We start from the raw sequence: 20,561 nt of genomic DNA, 5'->3' as shown, positions 1-20,561 counted from the left end.
GTGATTAAGGCCTTTTGCAGCCCAAATCGGTCCGTGTCTGACAAAACAGCATGCCGTTGGGGAAATCGATGCAAAGTGTTTCTGCATTTTTGGTATGGTGCAGCACATTTTCACAAGGATTGATCTTTCAACCGCAGGACGCGGCGTCGAACTTCTTCAACGAGATGCTGTAGAAATGCCTGAACCGATACCGATCAAGGATCACGAAAAAGAAAACCGCCTGGTCAACAAGCGCTTGCTCGCCTGCGCACTCTTGGTGATTGGTATTACCTGCGCCCTGGTCGGGCGCATGTATTTCCTGCAGGTGGTGCAGTACGACTATCACTCGACGATTTCCGAGAACAACCGGGTCCACGTACTGCCGATCACGCCGACGCGCGGGCTGATTTATGACCGCAACGGCGTGGTGCTGGCCGACAACCGTCCCAGCTACAACCTGACCATCACTCGCGAGCGCACCACCGACCTCAAGGGCGAGCTGGACGCTATCGTCAGCCTGTTGCACTTACCCGCGGAAGACCGAGCGGTATTCGACAAGGCATTGAAACAAGCCCGCCATCCTTTTGTGCCGGTAACGCTGTTCTACGAATTGACCGAAGAGCAGATTGCCTTGCTGGCCGTTAACGAGTTCCGCTTGCCGGGCGTCGATGTTGAACCTCAGTTCGTGCGGCATTACCCGTTGGGCGCGCATTTTGCCCACTCGATTGGCTACGTTGGCCGAATCAACGAGAAAGAATCCAAGGCCCTCGACTCGGTGGAATACCGCGGTACCCAGTCCATCGGCAAGACCGGTATCGAGCGTTTCTACGAGTCCGAGCTGCACGGCCATGTCGGCTATGAAGAGGTCGAGACCAATGCCCAGGGCCGCGTGTTGCGCGTGCTCAAGCATACCGACCCGATCCCCGGCAAAAACATCGTGCTGAGCCTCGACGTCAAGCTCCAGGAAGCCGCGGAAGAGGCCTTGGGCGATCGCCGTGGTTCGGTGGTGGCCCTCGACCCGCAGACCGGCGAAGTGCTGGCCATGGTGAGTAAGCCGAGCTTTGACCCGAATCTGTTCGTCACCGGCATCAGTTTCAAGGAATATGCCGCGCTGCACGACTCCATCGACCGACCGCTGTTTAACCGCGTGCTACGCGGGCTTTACGCGCCTGGCTCGACCATCAAGCCGGAAGTGGCCATCGCCGGCCTCGACAGTGGCGTGGTGACCGCGCAAACCCGAGTGTTCGACCCCGGTTATTACCAACTGCCCGATTTTGACCACAAATACCGCAACTGGAACCACAGCGGTGACGGCTGGGTGGACATGGATGCGGCGATCATGCGCTCCAACGACACCTACTTTTACGACTTGGCCCACAAGCTGGGTATTGATCGCCTGCACGACTACCTGGCCGAGTTCGGCCTCGGTCAGAAAGTCTCTCTCGACATGTTCGAAGAATCAGCTGGCCTGATGCCTTCCCAGGCCTGGAAGCGTGCAACCCGTCGCCAACCCTGGTTCCCGGGCGAAACCGTGATCCTCGGCATTGGCCAGGGCTATATGCAGGTCACGCCATTGCAGTTGGCCCAGGCCACCGCGTTGATCGCCAACAAAGGTGTGTGGAACCGTCCGCACTTGGCCAAGACTATCAATGGCGTGCCGCCGGTGGACGAGAACCCAATGCCTAACGTAGTGCTCAAGGATCCGCATGATTGGGAGCAGGTCAACCACGGCATGCAGCTGGTGATGCATGACCCTCGCGGTATCGCCCGTGCAGCAGCGGCCGGTGCTCAGTACCGGATCGCCGGCAAGAGTGGTACTGCGCAGGTGGTGGCGATCAAGCAGGGTGAGCGCTATGACCGCAACAAGACGCTGGAACGGCATCGCGACAACGCCTTGTTCGTCGGTTTTGCTCCGGCCGAACATCCGAAAATCGTGATCTCGGTGATGATCGAAAACGGCGAGGCCGGTGGCCGCGTGGCGGGCCCGGTGGTGCGGCAGATCATGGACGCTTGGCTGCTTGACCAGGAAGGCCATCTCAAGCCGCAATATGCGACGCCGGCCAAGGCGCCCGGTGACCCGCACGTCTAGTCAAACCTTCCACTCATCCCAGTGCTCTACGCCTGCGTAAGCAAGCCAGGGCACATCATGGGCCGTCCAGATGTGCGAGGTGGGCCGCACGCCAGGGTCATCATCCAGTGTCGCCACCCGCACAATCACATGGGGCTGATGGCCACGCTCAGCCATCAGGTGTGACCCGCAGCGCGAACAGAAATGCCTGAGCTTGCCCGGTGAAGATTCAAACGACGACAGCAGCGCCTCACCCTGCATCCAGCGAAAGTGCTCGCGCATCACTCCGGCGGTGGCCACGAATGCGGCTGCGTGCACCTTGCGGCAACTGTCGCAATGGCAGTGGCTGATGGGCATGTCCAAGCTGTCGATTTGATAGCGCACGGCTTTGCAGAAGCAACTTCCATTCAGCGGGTCAGTCATACACGTATTGCCTGATTAAGGACGGGGACAATCATCATTGCTTACAACCTGAGGTTGCGCATTGTTTGTTGTCGCCTACTTTCAATGGAGGAGGTGACTTATGCACGTGTTAGATCGCATCGAACGAAAAGTCCTGCTCAACGTACCGCGCAAGCAGATCTGGGAAGCGCTCACCAAAGCCGAGCAATTTGGCGAGTGGTTTGGCATCGCCCTCAAGGGTAAAACCTTTACCGCTGGAAAAAACATCGAGGCGCCGATCACCTACCCAGGCTATGAACATGTGGTGTGGAAGGCCGAAATCGTGCGCATCCTGCCCCAAACCCTGTTCTCATTCAGATGGCACCCTTACGCTGTCGAGAAGGGCGTCGACTACGACCACGAAACTCCGACCCTGGTAGAGTTCACCCTCGAAGACCGCGCGCCGGGCATCCTGCTGCGGGTGGTCGAATCCGGTTTTGACGCAGTGCCCGAACCCCGTCGCCAAAAAGCCTTCAGGATGAATTCCCGAGGCTGGGACGAGCAAATGGGTAACATCGAAAATTATCTGAACCAGGCCCACCGCGCCTGAGCCAGCGATGCGCAAATCCGCTGACTCATGTGGTTACAACGCGTTTAGAAATCCACCGTCGCCGAGAACTTGGCGACCCGCGGATCACCTTGGGTCAGATAACCGCCCAGCGCCGATTCCCAGTACTTGGTATTCGCCACGTTCTCCACCGTGGCACCCAGGCTCACATCGCGCTGGGCCACCTTGAAGTTGTAGCGGGCGCCCACATCGAAGCGATTCCATGCCGGCAGGCTGAGGTTGTTCGCCGCATCGGCGTACTGGCCGCCGGTACGCAGCATACGGCCGTTGACGCTCACGCCTTGCAGACCCGGCACATCCCAATCCACGCCGGCATTAAGTTGGAAGGACGGCACGCCAATGGCGCGGTTGCCGTCGTTGGCGCCGTTTGCCGTGCCGTTGACTTCGGTGTGGATGATGGTCGCGCCGCCCAGCAGGCGCAAGCCGCTGACAGGTTCGCCGAAGACGTTCAGCTCTACACCTTTGTTGACTTGCTCGCCTTCGAAGACAAAGGTCGCGGTGCCGTCCGCATTCAGTTGGGAAAAACCCTGGGTCGGCTGTTCGATTCGGTACACACCCAGCGTTGCGCCGTAGGTGCCCATGTCGAGCTTGACGCCAGCCTCGGTCTGTTTCGAACGCGCGGGTGCAAAGGTCTGGTTGGCGTTGGTTACGATGGCGCTGCTGAAGGTGGAGGGAGCCGTCGGCCCTGACGCCAGGCCTTCGATGTGGTTGGCGTAGAGAGACACATGCTCCCATGGCTTGAACACCAGGCCATACACCGGCGTGGTGATGCCCTTGGCGTAGTTGGCGGTGCGTGTGCCGGTGCCGTAGGCGTAGCCCTGAACCACCAGCTCCTGGCGGCGCAGGCCGGCGGTGAACAGCAAACGGTCATCCATAAAGCCGAAGGTGTCCGACACCGCCGCGCTGCGGGCGAAGGTCTTGGCGGTGATGCCGGGGTCGTTCAGGTCGCTGCCGGAGGTGAAGCCGCCTTTGGCTGGAGCGGTCACATCGGCCGGGCTGTAAATATTGGTCGGCTGGCTGCCGGAGGCAAAGTCAAAGGCGTTGCGGGTCTGGGTCCAGATGCCGGTCAAGCCGAGGTTCAATTTGTGGCTGACAGCACCGGTCTTGAACTTGCCGTTCAGGCCGGCCATCAGGCTGGTGTTGTCTTCCTGATGCGCAATGTTCGAGCCGCTGACTGTGGCATTGCCTAGTGTGTCCCTCAGGGTCACCGACGAATAGCGGCCCAGCTCGTTGGTGTGCTTGGCGCCCCCGGCGATGTAGGCGGTCCAGTTATCGTTGAGGTCATACTCGCCGCGCAACATGCCGAAGGTGTCTTCCAGGCTGGTGGTGCCCCAGTTCGGCGCGTAGTTGGTGTCGGCCGACGGCGCATTCGGGATATGGGTCAGCCCGCTGCCAAGCAACACCGTGTTGCGTCCGCCATTGACCTGCTGCTTCTGATAAACAAAGTCGCCTGACACCCGCAGGGCATCGCCGCGATAGTCCAGGCCGACCGAAAACAGCTTCGAACGCTGGCTTTCGTCGTCGATGGCGGTGTCGCCTTCGCGCTGGGAAATATTCACCCGCGCGCCAAAACGGTTGTCTTCGCCGAAGCGCTGGCCGATGTCCAGGTGTTCACCCACCCGGCCGTCACTGCTGATGTCGGTGCTCAAACGGCGCAAAGGCACATCATCAGCGCGCTTGGGTTGCAGGTTAACGCCGCCGCCGATGCCGGAGCCGCTGGGTGTGACGCCGTTGATAAACGCGTTGGGGCCTTTGAACACTTCAACCCGTTCCAGGGCGTCGGTGGACATGATCTGGCGCGGCAGGATGCCGTACAAACCGTTGAACGAAATATCGTCGCCGTTGAGCGGCAGGCCACGAATCACAAAGGCTTGAGCCTGGTTCGCATAGCCCGATGCCTGGCGCACGGACGAGTCATTGAGCAACACATCGCCGACGGTTTGCGCATGCTGCTCGCGGATCAACTTCTCGGTGTAGGAGGACATGCTGAACGGCGCGTCCATGATGTCCTGGTTGCCCAGCACGCCTAGCTGACCGCCGCGCGCGACCTGGCCGCCAGCGTAAACCGGCGGCAATGCATTCGGTGCAGGTGCGTCGGCGCTGATGTTGGTTGCACCCAATTCCAGTGTGTTGCCGTCTGGACGGTTGTTAGTTTCTGGGGCTGCCGCGTGAGCGGCAAGGCTCAGTGAGCAGCAAAGGGCAAGCAGGGCAGGGCGAAACGGCACAGAAATTTGGTTGCAGGTGGGCATGGTCGATCCGGACGGCGAACCGTCAATGTGAGGAAAAGGGCAACAACGTTGCGCTTCCTCACTGCGCGGATACGACTCCGGTGCGAATGATAGTAATTGTCATTAATGTTTCGCAACCAGTTTGTGAAATCGTCGTCCGCGCAGGCGCGAGCTGCCGACCAGCGGCGGCAAAGGTGCGTGCGGCGCACGCTTCTTCGGGCGCCTGGGCAAGGGTGATAGACCGTGCGCTGAGTACAAACGCAAAGGTAAATGCCATCGCCCATCGCGTTTGCCCGGATGCCGAGTAGAATCACGCCCTGAAAGCGATTCCTGAGGTGCGGTACGGTGGATTTACAGCAGGGTTTTGTCCTGACCCGGCATTGGCGCGACACGGCGGCGGGCACGGAGGTCAGTTTCTGGCTGGCCACCGACCAAGGCCCACGGTGCGTGCGCCTACCCGTGCAAACCTCGGTGATGTTTATTCCGCAAGCCCATCGCAAGCCGCTCGACTGGCTACTCAAGGGCGAGCGCGAGATTGAACTGCGCCCGTTGCAATTGTGCGACTTCCATCATCGCCCTGTCCTTGGTCTCTACACCCGCCAGCACCGCCAGTTGATGGACCTGGAAAAGCGCCTGCGCGCCGCCGGTGTCGACGTCTACGAAGCCGACGTGCGCCCGCCCGAGCGTTACATGATGGAACGCTTCATCACCGCGCCCGTGTGGTTTGGCGGCACACCGGATGCCAGCGGCACCTTGCTTGAGGCGCAGATGAAACCCGCGCCGGACTACCGCCCGCCGCTCAAACTGGTGTCCCTGGACATCGAGACCACCGCCCAAGGCGACCTGTATTCCATTGCCCTGGAAGGCTGCGGCGAGCGCCAGGTGTACATGCTCGGCCCGCCAAACAAAGCCGATGCGGTGGACTTCAAACTCGACTACTGCGATACCCGCGCCCAACTGCTCGAGTGCCTCAACCAATGGCTGGCTACCCACGACCCCGATGCCATCATCGGCTGGAACCTGGTGCAGTTCGACCTGCGCGTGCTCCACGAACATGCCCAGCGCCTCAACGTGCCGCTGTTGCTCGGGCGTGGCGGCGAGGCGATGGCCTGGCGTGAACATGGCAGCCGCAACCACTACTTCGCCGCTGCCGCCGGGCGGCTGATCATCGATGGCATCGAAGCCTTGCGTTCGGCCACCTGGAGTTTCGAATCCTTCAGCCTGGAAAACGTCGCGCAAACCCTGCTCGGCGAAGGCAAGGACATCTCCACGCCGTACCAGCGCATGGACGAAATCAACCGCATGTTCGCCGAGGACAAGCCCGCATTGGCGCGCTACAACCTCAAGGACTGCGAGCTGGTCACGCGGATTTTCGCCAAGACCGAACTGCTCAAGTTCCTGCTCGAACGCGCCAGCGTCACCGGGCTGCCGGCCGACCGTAATGGCGGCTCCGTGGCGGCGTTCACGCACCTGTATATGCCGCTGATGCACCGCCAGGGCTTCGTCGCGCCGAACCTGGGCGACAAACCGCCCCAGGCCAGCCCCGGCGGGTTCGTGATGGACTCGCGTCCCGGCCTCTATGAATCGGTGCTGGTGCTGGACTACAAAAGCCTTTACCCGTCGATCATCCGCAGTTTTCTCATCGACCCGGTGGGCCTGATCGAAGGCCTCAAACATCCCGAGGACAGCGAATCGGTAGAGGGCTTTCGCGGTGCGCGTTTTTCCCGCACCCGGCATTGCCTGCCCTCGATTGTCGCGCGGGTTTCCGAAGGCCGCGAAGTGGCCAAGCGTGAACACAACGCGCCGTTGTCCCAAGCCCTTAAAATCATCATGAACGCGTTTTACGGCGTGCTTGGCTCCAGCGGTTGCCGCTTCTTCGACACGCGGCTGGCGTCCTCGATCACGATGCGTGGGCACCAGATCATGCGCCAGACCCGCGAGCTGGTCGAAGCCAAGGGTTATGATGTGATCTACGGCGACACCGACTCCACCTTCGTCTGGCTCGGCAGCGCGCATGCTGCGGAGGACGCCAGCCGCATCGGTCGGGAACTGGTGCAGCACGTCAACGAGTGGTGGCGCGCGCATCTGCACAACGAATTCGGCCTGCAAAGCGCCCTGGAACTGCAATACGAAACCCACTTCAGCCGCTTCCTCATGCCGACCATCCGCGGCGCTGAGGAGGGCAGCAAAAAGCGCTACGCCGGCTTGGTTGTACGCGCCGACGGCAGCGAAGAAATGGTCTACAAAGGCCTGGAAACCGTGCGCAGCGACTGGTCGCCGCTGGCCCGGCAATTCCAGCAGGAACTCTATCAGCGCATCTTCCATCGCCAGCCGTATCAAGACTACGTTCGCGACTATGTGCGGCGTACCTTGAGCGGCGAACTCGACGACTTGCTGATCTACCGCAAACGCCTGCGCCGCCCACTCGACGATTACGAGCGCAACGTGCCGCCGCATGTGCGCGCCGCACGCCTGGCGGATGAATATAACGACCGTCTGGGGCGCCCGCGCCAGTATCAGCGCGGCGGCTGGATCAGCTATGTGATCACGGTCAACGGCCCGCAGCCGCTGGAAGTACGCCAGGCGCCGATCGACTACGACCACTACGTCACCCGGCAATTGCAGCCGGTGGCCGATGCGATCCTGCCGTTCGTAAATGATGATTTCGGCACGCTGGTCGGCGGGCAAATGGGCTTGTTTTAAAACGCTTGCCTGTACGTGGGGCGAGCCTGCACTCTTGGCCGCTGACGACCACTCTCAGACGGCGCAGCTTCCATGACTCAGATCACGTTGACCGGCAGCACGGTCGAACTCCAGCCCCTGCAACGCGAACACAAAACCGCCTTGCTTGAAGCGGCCGCCGACGGCCAATTGTGGAACCTCAAGGTCACCAACGTGCCAGGTCCGGACACCATCGACACCTACATCGACACGGCCTTGGCCGGCCGCGACGCGGGCAGCGTGATCCCCTTCACCCTGGTGCGCGCAGGCACTGGCCAGGTGGTGGGCAGCACGCGGTTCTGGAAGGTCGATCGGGCCAATCGCAAGCTGGAAATCGGTCACACCTGGCTGGCCGAGTCCACGCAAAAAACCGGCATCAACACCGAAGCCAAGCTCTTGCTGCTGACCTACGCTTTTGAAGTGCTCGACTGTGTGCGGGTGCAGTTCACTACCGATGAACTCAACGAAAAATCCCGTGCCGCGATCCTGCGCCTTGGCGCCGTGCAAGAGGGCATTGTGCGCCACGAGCGCATCATGCCCGATGGGCGCAAGCGCAATTCGGTGCGGTTCAGCATCATCGATTCGGAATGGCTGCAGGTGAAGGCCAGCTTGCAGGCCAAACTGCAGCGATAAGGAGACAACCCCCATGTACACGCTCTACGGCATCGACGAATCCGGCTCCTGCATGATCGAAATCGCCCTGCAGCGTTGCGCGGTGGCATGGCGGCGCATCGACGCCAGCTCCTGGGAAGACGGCGAAGGCAGCGACGCCCTGGCCCGCATCAACCCACTCAAACAAATTCCCACGTTGGTGACGCCCGAGGGCCAGGTGCTGACCGAAAGCGCCGCGATCCTGATCCACCTGGGCCTGGAGTTTCCCGCCTCCGAGCTGCTCGCCGGCAACCGTGCGCAGATCCTGCGCGGGCTGGTATACATCGCCGCCAATTGCTATTCGGCGGTCGGCATCATCGACTACCCGCAACGCTGGCTCGGTAATGTGGATGACGCCGCACAGGCACAATTGATCAGCGGCACGCGCCGTTACCTGCACCAGGCCTGGGTGGTGTTTGCCGAGCAGTTTGCCGACCAGTTGTTCGCCCCCGGCAATGTGCCGAACGCGCTGGGCATTATGGCGGCCGCGGTGTCGCGTTGGGACGCGGCGCGGGAGGTGTTGAACAACCTCGCGCCAGGCTTTGCCCAGACGCTGGCGCGAGTGGATGCCGACCCGGTGGTGGCGCCGGTATTTGCGCGGCATTGGCCGCAATAGAACGCCTCGTAATGGTTCCGCAATCTGAAGAAACAATGACTGATAACCCCATTCGAGCCCTTGCGTGGCAGGCTTACTGACCTACGCTTCTTAACGAGGTGTAGGAATCATCCTTGAAATTGACTGTCGCAGACATGAAACTCAAGAACCCTGCATGGAATTCAAAGGAGGTGCGCATGCTCATCCGGTCGCTGACCCTGGCTACCTTGATGGCTTTTACGGGGCCGCTGTTGGCCGCTGATGATATCAACCCGCTCAAGCAGGACTTGGGCAAGGCTCGGCCGCTGGTGGTGGTGGAGCTCGATTCCGGCAACGACACTTTGGCGACCCTCAAGAAACAATTGGATGAGCCTGCTACCAAGCAGTCCTTTGAAGAGCGCAGCATGGTGTTCTACACCGTGAAGTTCGGCAGCATCGGTGCTGAAGGCGAAAAATTCGCCAAGGACCCCAAGGACAACAAGAAGCTCACGCCACCTGAAACCAACGCGCTGATCCGTGCCCTCAAGCTCGGCGCCGGCAGCGGTACAAAGGTGATCCTGATCGGCAAGGATGGCGAGAAGAAACTGGAGAAGACCGTACCGCCGGATCCCCTCGACCTGAAGGTGTTCTTCAGCACCATCGACCAGATGCCGATGGCCGAGAAAGAAGCGGCTGCTCCGGTTGTGCCAGAACCTGCGCCTGCGCCTGGCAAGAACGCTACCAAAGCGGGTAAGGCAGCCAAGCCGGCTGCGCCTCAACAGCTGGATGACTGAGTCCGTGCAGGAGCTGGCTTACCAGCTCCTGCGCAGGCCGTTGCGGTGGTGGTTCCAGTTTACTGTTTCCACGGCTTGAACCACCCAGCCAACCCTCCCAATACCAGGGCTGCCGTCACGGTACTCAAGCCCAGTTGCCAGCCATCGTTTTGCAGTGGATGCAAGATGACGGCTGCAAAACCCAGTAATACCGCACTCAGCCCCCATTGCAGCGGCCAGCCCAGTTGGCCAAGCAATTGTTGGCGTTGCATCAGCAGCAGGTTGGTGACGATAACCCCGCCCAATGCCGCCAAGGCGATACCCGGTAAACCCAGAAAGTACGGCAGCAGCACCAACAGCAAAGCGTTGACCCCGCTGCCCAGCAATTCGCAGCGCAAGGGCAGGCGCGTGTCGCCGCTGGCATAGGCATAGCGGGCGAGCATGGCGTTCCAGGCGCCGAACACCAGTGGCGTCGCGAACCAGGCCAGCAGCGCCGGCAGTGGGCCGTCGGCGCTTTGGGTGGGCATCAGCAGATGAATCAGCACCGGGCTGGCGCCGATCAGTCCGAGGGCGGCCGGCAGGCTGAGCAGGGTCGCAGCATCCAGGCCGCGACGCAGCAGGGCCAGGCGCTGTTGGCCTTGTTCGCCGCTCATCATGCCCAGCAGCACCTGGTTGAGGCTCATCAGGGCGATCAATGGCAGGTTGATCAACTTGCGGGCAAGGTTGACCCACGTAACGGCACCTTCTCCCAGGTAACTGGCGATCAAGCGTTCGAGCAGCGCCAGCCCCTGGCTGGCGACATTGCTGGCCAACAATGGCCCGATGCGCCCCAACAGTTCGCGGCCCGCCAGCTTGTCGCCAGTGACTTGCCACGGTCGCCAGCCGAAAGACCAGACCGGCGCCAGCAGCGGCAGGCACATCAACACACTGCCGGCAAAAAAGCTCATGGCCAGTTCGCCGCTGTCGCTTGCGCTGCCACGGATAAACAGGTACAGCACCGGTGGCAGATTGAACAGTAAAGAGCCCAGGCCCGGCAGCACAAAACGTTGGCGTGCCTGCAAGGGAATACTGAACAACCCATGCATCACCAGGCCCGGCGCACAGGCCGCCAGCCAACGCAAGTTAGCGGCGGCTTCGGCATGGGCCTCGGCGTCCAGGCCGGGGCCGATCAGGCGCACCCACAGCGGCGCGCCCAGCGCCAGTACGGCAAACAGGGCCAGGCCCACGCCCAGCAGGCGTGGGGAAAGACTGGCCAGCCAGGCTTGCTGGCGTTGTGGGTCGCGTTGTTGATAAAGGGGCAGGGCAGCCGCCGCAAGCAAGCCGGCGGCCAGGGTCATGCGCAACGCTTCGGGCAAAAACACCGCCACCAGAAACCCGTCGCTGCGACTGCCCGCGCCCCAGGCCGCCACCAGCAGCCATTCGCGGGCAAAACCGGCGACCAGCCCGGCGAGGGTCGCGACGGTCAGCCAGAGCGTGCTGCCGAACATCAGTGGAACAGGGTGAACAGGCCCTTGCCACCCACCTTATAGTTCAGATCATGGCAGCGTTCGCCCATGATTTTGGCCCCGGAACCGCCAATGATTTTGTAGGGGGCCACAGCCTTGGCCACCACGGTATTGGCGCTGATCACCGAGCCATGCCCCAGGTGCGTGCCGTAGCCGATCAACGCCCGGCTGCCGATCCACACATAGTCGTCGATGTAGATCGGCCCGGAAATCGACCAGAACTCCGGAGCCTGCAAGTCATGACTGCCGGCGATGATCAGCACGTGGGAGGCGATCGCCACGTGGTTGCCGATCACCAGCCCGGCGCGGGCGTCCACCTGGCAATGCCAGGCGATCACCGTATCGTCACCGACTCTCAAGTTGTGGATGCCCAACACTTCGGTGTTACGCCACAAGCTTGTGCCCTTGCCGATCTTCGCGCCGCCCAGGCGCAGCCAGGCAATGCGCACATGGTGGCTGGGGATCTTGTTGATCAAAATGTTGTAGGCCATGTCCCAGGCGTTGCGCCAGCGATCCTTGATAGTTGCCCAGTTTTTGCCATAGCGCGGAAGTAGCTTGCCCGGCAGGTCCTGTTTCATACGACGGAACAAAAGGCGGGCCACCGGGTGCTCAAGGGCGGGTTCCAGGTCGATGGAGTTTATCCAGAAGCGCTTGTTGTCGCCTTCGCCCTCTTCAAACACCACGTCGTTGGCCAGGCACCAGTCCAGCGCCTCTTCCAGGTCCGGCAGGCTCACGCCTATTTCAGCGGCCAGTGTGGGGAGGCGGTCGCGCAAATCGGTGGAGTGAATCATCCGGTGCTTCATGGTTGGTTATCCTTTGGCGCAATAGCAGCAACAGGGGCGGTAATGGAGGGGCGCAGACGCACCTGTTGCAGGCTCATGCCCATCAACAGCCAGAACAGCGCGATCAGTACAAAGGTGAAGCTGAAATAGTGGTCGAAAATCCCCGTCAACAGCGCTGCCATCACGCCGCAGATACACCCCAGCCACAGGGCGTTGTCGGCGGTGACCTTGCGCACCTGGCCCAGGGGCCGCACTTCCCGCCACCACAACACAGTGACGGTGATAAACAACAGCATCCCAGGAATGCCGACCTTGTAGATGAAGTTCAGCCACAGGTTAGAGATGCCCAGCAGGTTGGTGCCGGGTACGGGTGGGTCTATCTTGAAGCCGATCCCCAGGGGATATGTCGACATGGCCTCGGGGAATCTTGCGTACTCGTCGAAGCGGATTTCGGTACTGGCATTGGTGGACGAGAAGATGGTCAGCAAGCGCTCCTGCAACGGCGGATAGAACATCACCAGCGCAACCCCAAACGCCACGCCGATACCGATGATGCGCCCGCTGTTAGGCACGCGCTTATAGGTCAGCCAGATCAGCACCAGCGCCAGGGCCACGATGGCGCCACGGGAAATACTCAGCAGCAGGCCGGCGCACCCCAGCACCGCCACCGCCAGGCCCAGCGCCCGGCGCCAGCCGCTGCGGGTCCAGCCGTAGAACAGCGCCAGGGGGATAAACAGCACCAGCACGCCACCCGTCAGGTTCGGGTGCACCCAGGGCGAGGCCATGCGCGTGTAGTTGGCGGAAAAAATATCCTTCACCGCTTCCGGGTGGGCGTACTTGAGGTCGGTGAGCACCTCGATCATCGACATGGCGTTGCGCGTCTTCAGAAACATGAAAATCGACAGCAACAGCATCGCCAGGTTGCCCAGCAGCAGGGCGACCACCACCTTGTCGCGGTCGGCGTCGGTGCGCAGCAGCAACGGCACGATAAACAGCAACGACAGGTTCATCAGCCAGCGTACCCAGTTCACCGGCCCGTTGCCTTCGGCATGGATGATGACCATGCCCCAGATAAACGGAATAGTGCTGAACAGCATCAGCCACATCAGCGCGCGCTCGGTCGGACGCCACAGGATCAAGCCGCGGGTCTTGCCGATAAACGATTGCCAGAACACCCCGACCCAGGTCAGCCCCAACACCGCTTCGCTGATGGTGGTGCGGATCCCCAGTTCCAACGTGGTGTAGGGAATGCTGGTGGCCAACACCGCGAAAATCAGCAAGCCCCACAGGGGAAAGCGGATCAGGGTCAAGGCCACACCCGCGCCGGCCACGACCAGCAAGGTCTTGATCGGCGACAGGGCCAACAGCAAAATGCCGAAGACCAGGCCCAGGAGCAGGCTGATGAATTTTCCTGGCAGCATTAGCGGTCCAATTCCTTGAGCAAAGTATCCAGGCGCGAGCGATAGGCCGGTTCGGCAAATTGCCGGGCCCAGGCGCGCTGCGTTTCGGCGTCTGCCGTGTTGCCTGCGGTTGCCATTTGCTGCATGACGTTCTGCAATTGCCTGGCATCGTGTGGGTCGAAGCGCGGGGCGCCGGGCGGCGCGACTTCATCCAGTGCGGAACCGCGTGCCACCGCCACCGGCGTGCCCACACTCAAGGCTTCCACCACCGGCAGGCCAAAGCCCTCGGCATAAGACGGCTGCCATAGGCAGTCGGTATGACGGTAAAGGGCTTGCAGTTGGCCGTCGGATAAACCGCTGCACCAGTGCAGGCCCGGCAGTTCGCCAAGGGCGGACGGTACATCGCTGGCGTGGCCCACCAGTACCAGGTCCGGCACCTCAGGGTTCGCCGTACGGCAGGCCTGCCATTGGCGCAGGAAAAATGCCATGTTCTTGCGCGGCTCCCGTGTGCCCACCACCAACCAGTAACGCGCCGGCAGGTTGTCTGGCAGCGGTTCTGGCGCTGCATTCAATTCGGGCACCAGGTTGCTCAACACCCGGAACTTGGCCCGGGCCCAGGGGAATACGCGGGCGGCTTCGTTGCAGGAAAACTGCGAAGGGCACCACACCCGGTCAGCCTGCCACACCGACCAGGCAATCGAGGCACCGTCGATCAAGCGATAGGCCAGGGCCTTGAGCCTGGAGCGATGGAAGTTACGCTGAGTCAGCTGAAACAGGTCATGCAGCACCAGGACATAACGGGTGCCGGCGGGTTTGCGGCACAGCGGCAAGCCCATATTGGCCGTGGCGATGTGCAGGTCGATCTGTTGCTCATGCAAGGATCTGGGCAAAAATTTTCGCTCAAACCGCAAGCGTACCTGCGGCCGTTGCAGGCCATCCAGCGGGCTGGCCCACGGTGGGCATATGGCGGTCTGGCGTTGCGGGTGGTCCAGGGGCGCCTCAGTGAACAGCAGCACCTCAGTGTTGTCCCGCGCGCGCAGGGCATCTTCCAGCGCCAGGACCTGGCGGGCGATGCCCGACGAGGGCGCAACCGTGGCGGGGCGATAGTCCAGGGCTACGCGCATGGCTGAAATTCCTTAGAGTCGATCAAGGTGTTGTAGATGTGCTCCAGTTCGTCACCGGCCACCGCCCAGTCGTGGTACTGCCGCGCATACTCGCGTGCCGCATCGGCCAGTTGCCGGGCCAGCAGCGGCTGATCGAGCAGGCGCACGATGGCGTCGGCCAGAGCCTCGGCGCTTTCGCCCGCCAGGTAATGCGCCTGTGGTTGCACCGCCAACCCGGAAACACCCTGGGCCGTGCTGACCAGCGGCAAGCCGGCGGCCATTGCCTCCAACACCTTGAGCTTGGAGCCGCCGCCATGGCGCAACGCGGCGACAAAACCGGCGCAGCGCCGTTGCAGAGCGCACAGATCAGGAACAAACCCCAGCCACTCGACACGTTCATCCGGCCAACGGTCGCGCCAGTGTTCGGGCAAGCCGTAACCGGCCACCGCCAGGCGCGCGTTCGGACACTGCAGCCAGACCCGGGGGAATATCTCCTCAAGCAACCACTGCACAGCGTCCAGGTTCGGTGCGTATTCGTAATTGCCGACAAACAACAAACGCTGGCTCTGCGCATCGGCACTGACCTGGGCGAAGGCACGGCTGTCGACGCCATTGACCACCACGCTTACCGGCGTTGCAGTCAACGGCCGCATGGCCTGGGCGTCCGCCTCGGTCACCGCAATCACATGGGCGGCGGCATCGAAGGCCTTGCGCTCCCATTGCCGGCAGCGCCATTGGTCGTACTGCACGAACGGCGCGGCCCACTTGGGGAAACGGTCATAAGTGGCGCCGCCCAGGCTTGATTCCAGGTTGTGCTCGGTCAGCACAAACTCGCGCTTGCGCTGCTGCAAGGTGCGCAGAAACGGTTGCAGGCTGTAGCTGTGTTCCACTTGAATCACGTCCCAGCGCTCGTTCAACAGTTGCGCAAATTGGGCTTGCAACGGTGCCGACAGGCCATTGACCGTGGTCAGCAACGGCCACGGTGCGAATACGCCCGCGAGCAGGGTCATCGGGTGTTTCAGTGGCCGGCGCGGCACCACGATCAGGCGCTCGAGCAAGGGTTCAAGGGCTGCGTGCGCCGCGTCATCGGCCGGTGTCTTCGATTGCGCCAGCAGCGTGATGCGATGCCCGCGCTCACTCAAGGTGCGCAGCAAATGATACTGCCGGGTCTTGCCGCCGCTGGTGGTCGGCCACGGCAGGTAGGGCACAATCCATAGGATTCTCATGTACAGCTCTCCATGCCCGGGGCTACCACACCAGTATCTGCAAACTCGGCTTCACCACTGGGCGAATACCGTTGTCGTCGCTCAGGGTTTGCCGGGCTCCGGTCAGCGGGTCCAGCAGTTCTGCGCGTTTAATATCCGGCAGGCTGATGCTGCTGCCTTCGGCACTCCAGTACATCAACAGGTGTTTTCCGTCAGGCCGTGTCCAGGCCACGCTGTAGAAACTGTCCGGCACGTCCTTGAGTTGTGGCGTGGTGCCGGGTTTAAGAGAGGGACCGGTGATCTCAAGGAAGCGGGCGAGGGCGGTGTACACCGGCTTGGGTTCGCCGTCCAGGTTCAGCAGGCCGTAATGCTGGTCGCGTGGCGAGGCGCGTTGGTCGAGGTCGGACAGCGCGAACAGGAAAATCTTCTGATAGTCCTGGGACGCCATCAACGCCAGACGGCGCAAGGTGTAGTCGGCCTGCCCGTCGATACCGATCAGGTCCTGCATCTCTTTGGGGCCGGCATAGCTGGACCAGCCCCACTCGGTAGCCCATACGTTCTTGATCCCGGCGCCGTGCAGCATGGTATTGAGTTGATCACCGCGCAGCAGCACTTCGTTCTTGCCCGGTTCATCGGTTTCCGGGGTCATCGAATAAGGGTGATAGGCCGCGACCATGCCCAGGTTTTGCACGCCGAGCGCGCCGAGCGCTTCGAACATCAGGCTTTTGCCACGCGGCGGCATTTGGCTGTAGTACGCCATGCCGCCCATGACCTGCAGTTTGCCGGGCGCGGCAATATTCAACGCCTGGTGACTGGCCAATAACAATTGCCCGTACTCCTTGGCGTTGACTTCGGGGCGCCAGTTGTTCGGCAGGTTCTGCTCGTTCCATACCTGCCAGGCATCAATATTGGGGTAGCGCTTGGCCAGGAGTGCCAGGCGCAGCGCATAGATTTCGGGGTCCCGCGGGCGATACTGGTCCTGGAACTTCGCGCCCTTGGGGGCGGTGGTGATAAAGGGCGCCGAGCCCACCAGGTAAAACACCGAGCGGATTTTTTCAGCGCTCAGGGTGCGGTCCAGTTCATCGAAGGTGCTGAGTTGATAACCGTCTTCTGTGGGCTCCAGGCGATCCCAGTGCAGGTCGACCCGCACCCATTGCAATCCAAGTTTCTTGTATTGCGTGATCTGCTGGCGGTACTGCTCGGGCGTGAACCACAGAAAGTGCGCGTTCACGCCGAGGAAGTCCTTCCATACCACACTGCGCTCCGGGGTCAGGTTCACCGGCTGCGCATCGACTTTTTCACTCGACAGCAGGGCGCCACCCACGGCGATTGCCAGCACCAGCGGCAGATAGCGCCACATCGGGCGAACAGATGAAATATTCATCGCAACGGCTCCTCACAAGCATCCCGAAATAATTCGGCAAAACGTCGGGCCGTGGTGGCCCACTGGCGTTGGTGGCCGATTTCCGCTGCCCGGGTAGCCCATTGCCGGGCCTGCTGCGGGTCGAGGATCAAGCGGTTTAAGGCGTTGCTCAAGGAATCGATATCGCCCTGCTGATAGGTGATGCCATTGCCGCCGGCCACCTCTTCAGCAAAGGCACGCGCATTGGAGGTGATCACCCCGCGCCCGCAGGCATTGGCCCATGACAGCGCGCCACTGGTGCCACGCATCTGTCCCAGGAAACCGAGTTTTTTCGATTCGCGGTAGGGCAGCACCATCACATGGTGCGCCTGGATCGTAGCGGCGATCTGCGCTGATGGCAGGTCCAACTGCCAGTCCACCACATCCTCCAGGTGCAGCGCGATGATCTGTTGGCGCAGGCCGTCGAGGTAGTTGCCGGCCGGGTCGAAGGTCATTTCCGGGGCGGTGCCGCCGGCCAGGGTCAGGCGCACCTGGCCTCGGCATTGCGGGTGGGTGGCCAGTGACTGGGCCAGGGCCTGGAGCAGGTCCTCAATGCCCTTGCCGCGATAGATAAAGCCGAAATACAACAGACGCAACGGCGCAAGTGGCGGCAAGTCCTGGGCCGCGATGGGTAGGTTGCCGTGAGCAATCACCGCCACTTGCTGCGGACGCAGGCCCATGCGTTGGCGCAGGCAGTCGCCTCCCAGGTGGGTGAGGGTGATCAGCCGGCGCATCCCTTTGGCCAGGCGTCGTTCTTCGTGCAAGGTCAGCGGGTCGGCCAGCAGTGCCGCCGCCTGGGGCAACGGGTGGGGCAGGCGTTCAAGCAGGGTCAAGGGGAAAAACAGCTTGGCCCGGCGCCAGATCAAGCGCTCCGGGTCATGCACCGTAGCGGTCAACGGCAGTTGTGGTTGTGCCCGACGCAGGTAGTCAAGCGCCTGGAACTCACCGAAGCGCCCACCTCCCAGTTCGGCATGGACCAGATCCACACCGTGCCAGTCAAAGGCTTGCAAGCGCCGCAACTGTTCAGCCAGGTCCTGGCAACCCGCGAGGGGGGTCACCACTTCAAGGCCCAGTTCGATCAACGCGTTGCGCAAATGCGCGGCGTAATCGGCGATCCCGGTCTGCTCCGGCGGCAGAGGTGCCAGCAATGCAATACGCATCAGGCCGCACCGCGCCAGCTGTTGATCCGCGCCAGGACCTTGGCCGGTACCTCGAAGCGGCGGCGGTTGAGGATCATGCCGTCGACTTTGCCGAACGCGGTGGTCAGCAGCGACACCGCGTTTTCGATGGTCGGTACGGTACTGGTGCGGGCTTCGATCACCAGCACGATCTGGTCGGCACGGCGCAGCGTCAGGAAGGCCTGCGGGTTGGATGACAAGGCCGAGGCATCCAGCAACAGCACTTCACCCGCCGTGGGCGCGTTCGCCCCGTCGACCGAGACGCGATGGCCACGTTCTTCCAGCAGGCGCTTGAGCTGCTCGATGATAAACGTCACACCCTCGCCATGCCGCGCCGAGGTCAGGCCCAGGGCAAAGCCTTCACTGGCGATGCGCTCCAGGGGCAGCAGGCTGTACAAGCGATAGAGGCTGGCGGTGACGGCGGCCGGCGTGGCGTCTTGCACGTCGGGGATGCTGCTCCACAACGGCACCTGGAACATCTCCTGCAAGCGTGTGCCATCGTGGATGCGTTGGTCCAGCAGGTACAGCACATAAATGGTCAAGAAGCCCACGGCCACGCCGGCGGGAATGGCGAACAACAGAATCAGCAGGCTTTTGGGAAACACACGTGACGGGTTCAGGGTGGCGTGTTCGATCAGGGCGATGTTGCTGATCTGGCTGTTGTCCAGTTCATGATCGATTCGCGCCTGTTCAAGGTTGTCCGAGTACAACGCGTAGCTTTTTTCGGCGGCGCGCAGTTGTTGGCTCAGCTTGTTGAGTTCCGGCTCATCGGTCATCGCCTTGTCACGCTGGTCGCGCAGCTCGGCGAGGGTTTTGTCGTAGTTCTCGATTTCGCCGGCCAGTTTGCGCTCTTGTAATTGGGCGTCGATCACTTGCTGCTTGATGTTGATCACCAGGCTGTTGGGCGCGGTGTTTTGCGAGCGTTCCAGGCGCGTGGCTTCCTGAGCGCTGAGGGCTTCGATGTCGCGGATATTCTGCTCGATCTGATTGACCTGCGGCGTGCCCGGCAGGTAGGTGCGCAACAGGCGTGCGCGTTCCACTTGCAGCGCATTGAGCTGGCGCTTGAGGTCCAGTTGGGTGGGGTTGAGGCTGGTTTCGCGCATCGTCACCACGTCTGCCGGCTGGCTCTTGATCTGCTGGCTGGCGTTGGCCAGGAGGCTGCGAATGCCCGAGATCTGGTTTTGTGCGCTGACCTTGGCGTCGGTGACACGGTCGATCTGGCTGGTGAGGTTCTTCAGGCGCGCATCGACACTGATCGAATCGATCTGCTTCAAACGGACTTGCAGTTGGTCCTTCAGGCTCTGGATATTTTCCGCCACCTTGGCGCGTTCGGTTTCATAGAAGGTATGCAGGCTCTTGCGCCCGAGAATCCGCGCACGTTCCTCAAGGTAGGCGTTGACCCATTCTTCGACGACTTTTTGCGCCACCGCCGGGTCGTCCCAGGTAAAGGAAATCTCGATCACCGAAGAGCCTGGCTCGTGAGCGGCTTTGAAGTTCTTCTCCAGCGAGGTCGCCAGGCGCTCCAGCGGGCTTTGTTTCTCGGCAAGGCCTACGAACTGCAGCACGCTGCGCACGCCGTTGACGACTTCGCCAACGCCCTTCTTGACGTAGAACTTGGTGACCTTCCAGAAGCCCTGCGGCGGCTCGGAGGTCATCGCCATATAGCGCTCGGCAACGATATGCACGATGGGCCGGCCCGTGAGCATTTTTTCTTCGTCGACAATCGGGTCGTGCTGGGTGCTCGGGGCAATCAGCGTCTGGCGGTTGGCGGCTTCGATCGGCAAGGTGGTGTTGTCCCGCCCCGGCTTGACCAGCAAGCGCGCGTCGGACTCGTAGCGAGCCGGCAGCAGGAAGGCACCCAGCACCGCGACGACGATCGTGGTGATCACTGCCAGTTTGAATTCGCGGCGGTAGATGAAAAACAGCCGCAGCAGGTCGCGAAGAGAGCGGATTTCGATCACAGGATCACTCCATTGGACAGAT

General features: G+C 61.7%; 16 protein-coding genes. 6 read left to right on the top strand and 10 right to left on the bottom strand.

What is annotated here, in order from left to right:
- Nucleotides 1-175: 175 nt before the first annotated feature.
- Nucleotides 176-2,068, top strand: a complete 1,893-nt coding sequence (gene mrdA / locus AB4P96_RS21720) for a penicillin-binding protein 2 (RefSeq protein ID WP_017135351.1) — start codon at nt 176-178, stop codon at nt 2,066-2,068.
- Here the strand turns inward: mrdA and AB4P96_RS21715 are convergent, their stop codons facing one another.
- Entirely contained in the window at nt 2,069-2,470 is a 402-nt protein-coding gene (locus AB4P96_RS21715) for a GFA family protein (protein ID WP_017135350.1), read from the bottom strand.
- A gap of 100 nt (nt 2,471-2,570) precedes the next feature.
- Between AB4P96_RS21715 and AB4P96_RS21710 the strand changes: the two genes are divergently transcribed.
- Nucleotides 2,571-3,038 carry an SRPBCC family protein gene (locus AB4P96_RS21710; RefSeq protein ID WP_170040655.1) on the top strand — a complete coding sequence of 156 codons (468 nt, stop codon included), beginning with the start codon at nt 2,571-2,573 and terminating at the stop codon, nt 3,036-3,038.
- 44 nt (nt 3,039-3,082) lie between these two features.
- On the opposite strand, the gene AB4P96_RS21705 is transcribed toward AB4P96_RS21710, so the two are convergent.
- The gene (locus AB4P96_RS21705; RefSeq protein ID WP_138449861.1) at nt 3,083-5,305 is read right to left on the bottom strand and encodes a TonB-dependent siderophore receptor; all 2,223 of its coding nucleotides are present in this window, start codon (nt 5,303-5,305) and stop codon (nt 3,083-3,085) included.
- Between the two features lie 324 nt (nt 5,306-5,629).
- Between AB4P96_RS21705 and AB4P96_RS21700 the strand changes: the two genes are divergently transcribed.
- The 4 genes from AB4P96_RS21700 to AB4P96_RS21685 all read left to right on the top strand — a co-directional run bounded on the left by AB4P96_RS21700 (nt 5,630) and on the right by AB4P96_RS21685 (nt 10,024).
- Nucleotides 5,630-7,987: a DNA polymerase II gene (locus AB4P96_RS21700; RefSeq protein WP_177034954.1), complete on the top strand. Its 2,358-nt coding sequence runs from the start codon at nt 5,630-5,632 to the stop codon at nt 7,985-7,987.
- A gap of 72 nt (nt 7,988-8,059) precedes the next feature.
- Nucleotides 8,060-8,638 (top strand): GNAT family N-acetyltransferase, encoded by a 579-nt coding sequence (locus tag AB4P96_RS21695; RefSeq protein ID WP_099550095.1) that lies wholly within the window; start codon nt 8,060-8,062, stop codon nt 8,636-8,638.
- A gap of 13 nt (nt 8,639-8,651) precedes the next feature.
- On the top strand, nt 8,652-9,272 hold the full coding sequence (locus AB4P96_RS21690; protein WP_017135344.1) for a glutathione S-transferase family protein: 621 nt from the start codon (nt 8,652-8,654) through the stop codon (nt 9,270-9,272).
- Between the two features lie 176 nt (nt 9,273-9,448).
- Nucleotides 9,449-10,024 (top strand): DUF4174 domain-containing protein, encoded by a 576-nt coding sequence (locus tag AB4P96_RS21685; protein WP_017135343.1) that lies wholly within the window; start codon nt 9,449-9,451, stop codon nt 10,022-10,024.
- A gap of 59 nt (nt 10,025-10,083) precedes the next feature.
- On the opposite strand, the gene AB4P96_RS21680 is transcribed toward AB4P96_RS21685, so the two are convergent.
- From AB4P96_RS21680 to AB4P96_RS21645, 8 genes are read right to left on the bottom strand one after another with little or no spacing between them, the layout of a single operon-like run.
- The gene (locus AB4P96_RS21680; protein WP_017135342.1) at nt 10,084-11,490 is read right to left on the bottom strand and encodes a lipid II flippase MurJ; all 1,407 of its coding nucleotides are present in this window, start codon (nt 11,488-11,490) and stop codon (nt 10,084-10,086) included.
- Nucleotides 11,490-12,311 carry an acyltransferase gene (locus AB4P96_RS21675; protein ID WP_017135341.1) on the bottom strand — a complete coding sequence of 274 codons (822 nt, stop codon included), beginning with the start codon at nt 12,309-12,311 and terminating at the stop codon, nt 11,490-11,492. The genes AB4P96_RS21680 and AB4P96_RS21675 overlap by 1 nt, the downstream gene beginning before the upstream one ends.
- Nucleotides 12,308-13,711: an O-antigen ligase gene (locus AB4P96_RS21670; RefSeq protein ID WP_017135340.1), complete on the bottom strand. Its 1,404-nt coding sequence runs from the start codon at nt 13,709-13,711 to the stop codon at nt 12,308-12,310. The genes AB4P96_RS21675 and AB4P96_RS21670 overlap by 4 nt, the downstream gene beginning before the upstream one ends.
- A complete protein-coding gene (locus AB4P96_RS21665; protein ID WP_176992328.1) occupies nt 13,711-14,814 on the bottom strand; it encodes a glycosyltransferase family 1 protein in 1,104 nt (367 codons plus the stop codon). Before AB4P96_RS21665 ends, AB4P96_RS21670 begins: the two co-directional genes overlap by 1 nt.
- A complete protein-coding gene (locus AB4P96_RS21660) occupies nt 14,805-16,019 on the bottom strand; it encodes a glycosyltransferase family 4 protein (protein WP_017135338.1) in 1,215 nt (404 codons plus the stop codon). The genes AB4P96_RS21665 and AB4P96_RS21660 overlap by 10 nt, the downstream gene beginning before the upstream one ends.
- Before the next feature lie 22 nt (nt 16,020-16,041).
- Nucleotides 16,042-17,382, bottom strand: a complete 1,341-nt coding sequence (locus AB4P96_RS21655) for a beta-xylosidase (RefSeq protein WP_395600073.1) — start codon at nt 17,380-17,382, stop codon at nt 16,042-16,044.
- Entirely contained in the window at nt 17,379-18,560 is a 1,182-nt protein-coding gene (locus AB4P96_RS21650) for a glycosyltransferase (protein WP_017135336.1), read from the bottom strand. Before AB4P96_RS21650 ends, AB4P96_RS21655 begins: the two co-directional genes overlap by 4 nt.
- Nucleotides 18,560-20,539, bottom strand: coding sequence for an exopolysaccharide transport family protein (locus AB4P96_RS21645; RefSeq protein ID WP_169987008.1), 1,980 nt, complete (start codon nt 20,537-20,539; stop codon nt 18,560-18,562). The genes AB4P96_RS21650 and AB4P96_RS21645 overlap by 1 nt, the downstream gene beginning before the upstream one ends.
- Nucleotides 20,540-20,561 lie beyond the last annotated feature (22 nt).

Origin of the sequence: Pseudomonas sp. B19125, assembly GCF_044218855.1 — a bacterium.
Classification (GTDB): Bacteria; Pseudomonadota; Gammaproteobacteria; order Pseudomonadales; family Pseudomonadaceae; genus Aquipseudomonas; species Aquipseudomonas edaphica.
Note: the sequence above shows the minus strand (reverse complement) of the source record. Positions and strands in the feature narration are given on the sequence as shown.

What these genes read in the sequence shown, in the direction of transcription:
- mrdA (WP_017135351.1), top strand. Translation starts at nt 176, where the DNA reads ATGCCTGAACCGATACCGATCAAGGATCACGAAAAAGAAAACCGCCTG.
- AB4P96_RS21715 (WP_017135350.1), bottom strand. Translation starts at nt 2,470, where the DNA reads ATGACTGACCCGCTGAATGGAAGTTGCTTCTGCAAAGCCGTGCGCTAT.
- AB4P96_RS21710 (WP_170040655.1), top strand. Translation starts at nt 2,571, where the DNA reads ATGCACGTGTTAGATCGCATCGAACGAAAAGTCCTGCTCAACGTACCG.
- AB4P96_RS21705 (WP_138449861.1), bottom strand. Translation starts at nt 5,305, where the DNA reads ATGCCCACCTGCAACCAAATTTCTGTGCCGTTTCGCCCTGCCCTGCTT.
- AB4P96_RS21695 (WP_099550095.1), top strand. Translation starts at nt 8,060, where the DNA reads ATGACTCAGATCACGTTGACCGGCAGCACGGTCGAACTCCAGCCCCTG.
- AB4P96_RS21690 (WP_017135344.1), top strand. Translation starts at nt 8,652, where the DNA reads ATGTACACGCTCTACGGCATCGACGAATCCGGCTCCTGCATGATCGAA.
- AB4P96_RS21685 (WP_017135343.1), top strand. Translation starts at nt 9,449, where the DNA reads ATGCTCATCCGGTCGCTGACCCTGGCTACCTTGATGGCTTTTACGGGG.
- AB4P96_RS21680 (WP_017135342.1), bottom strand. Translation starts at nt 11,490, where the DNA reads ATGTTCGGCAGCACGCTCTGGCTGACCGTCGCGACCCTCGCCGGGCTG.
- AB4P96_RS21675 (WP_017135341.1), bottom strand. Translation starts at nt 12,311, where the DNA reads ATGAAGCACCGGATGATTCACTCCACCGATTTGCGCGACCGCCTCCCC.
- AB4P96_RS21670 (WP_017135340.1), bottom strand. Translation starts at nt 13,711, where the DNA reads ATGCTGCCAGGAAAATTCATCAGCCTGCTCCTGGGCCTGGTCTTCGGC.
- AB4P96_RS21665 (WP_176992328.1), bottom strand. Translation starts at nt 14,814, where the DNA reads ATGCGCGTAGCCCTGGACTATCGCCCCGCCACGGTTGCGCCCTCGTCG.
- AB4P96_RS21660 (WP_017135338.1), bottom strand. Translation starts at nt 16,019, where the DNA reads ATGAGAATCCTATGGATTGTGCCCTACCTGCCGTGGCCGACCACCAGC.
- AB4P96_RS21655 (WP_395600073.1), bottom strand. Translation starts at nt 17,382, where the DNA reads ATGAATATTTCATCTGTTCGCCCGATGTGGCGCTATCTGCCGCTGGTG.
- AB4P96_RS21650 (WP_017135336.1), bottom strand. Translation starts at nt 18,560, where the DNA reads ATGCGTATTGCATTGCTGGCACCTCTGCCGCCGGAGCAGACCGGGATC.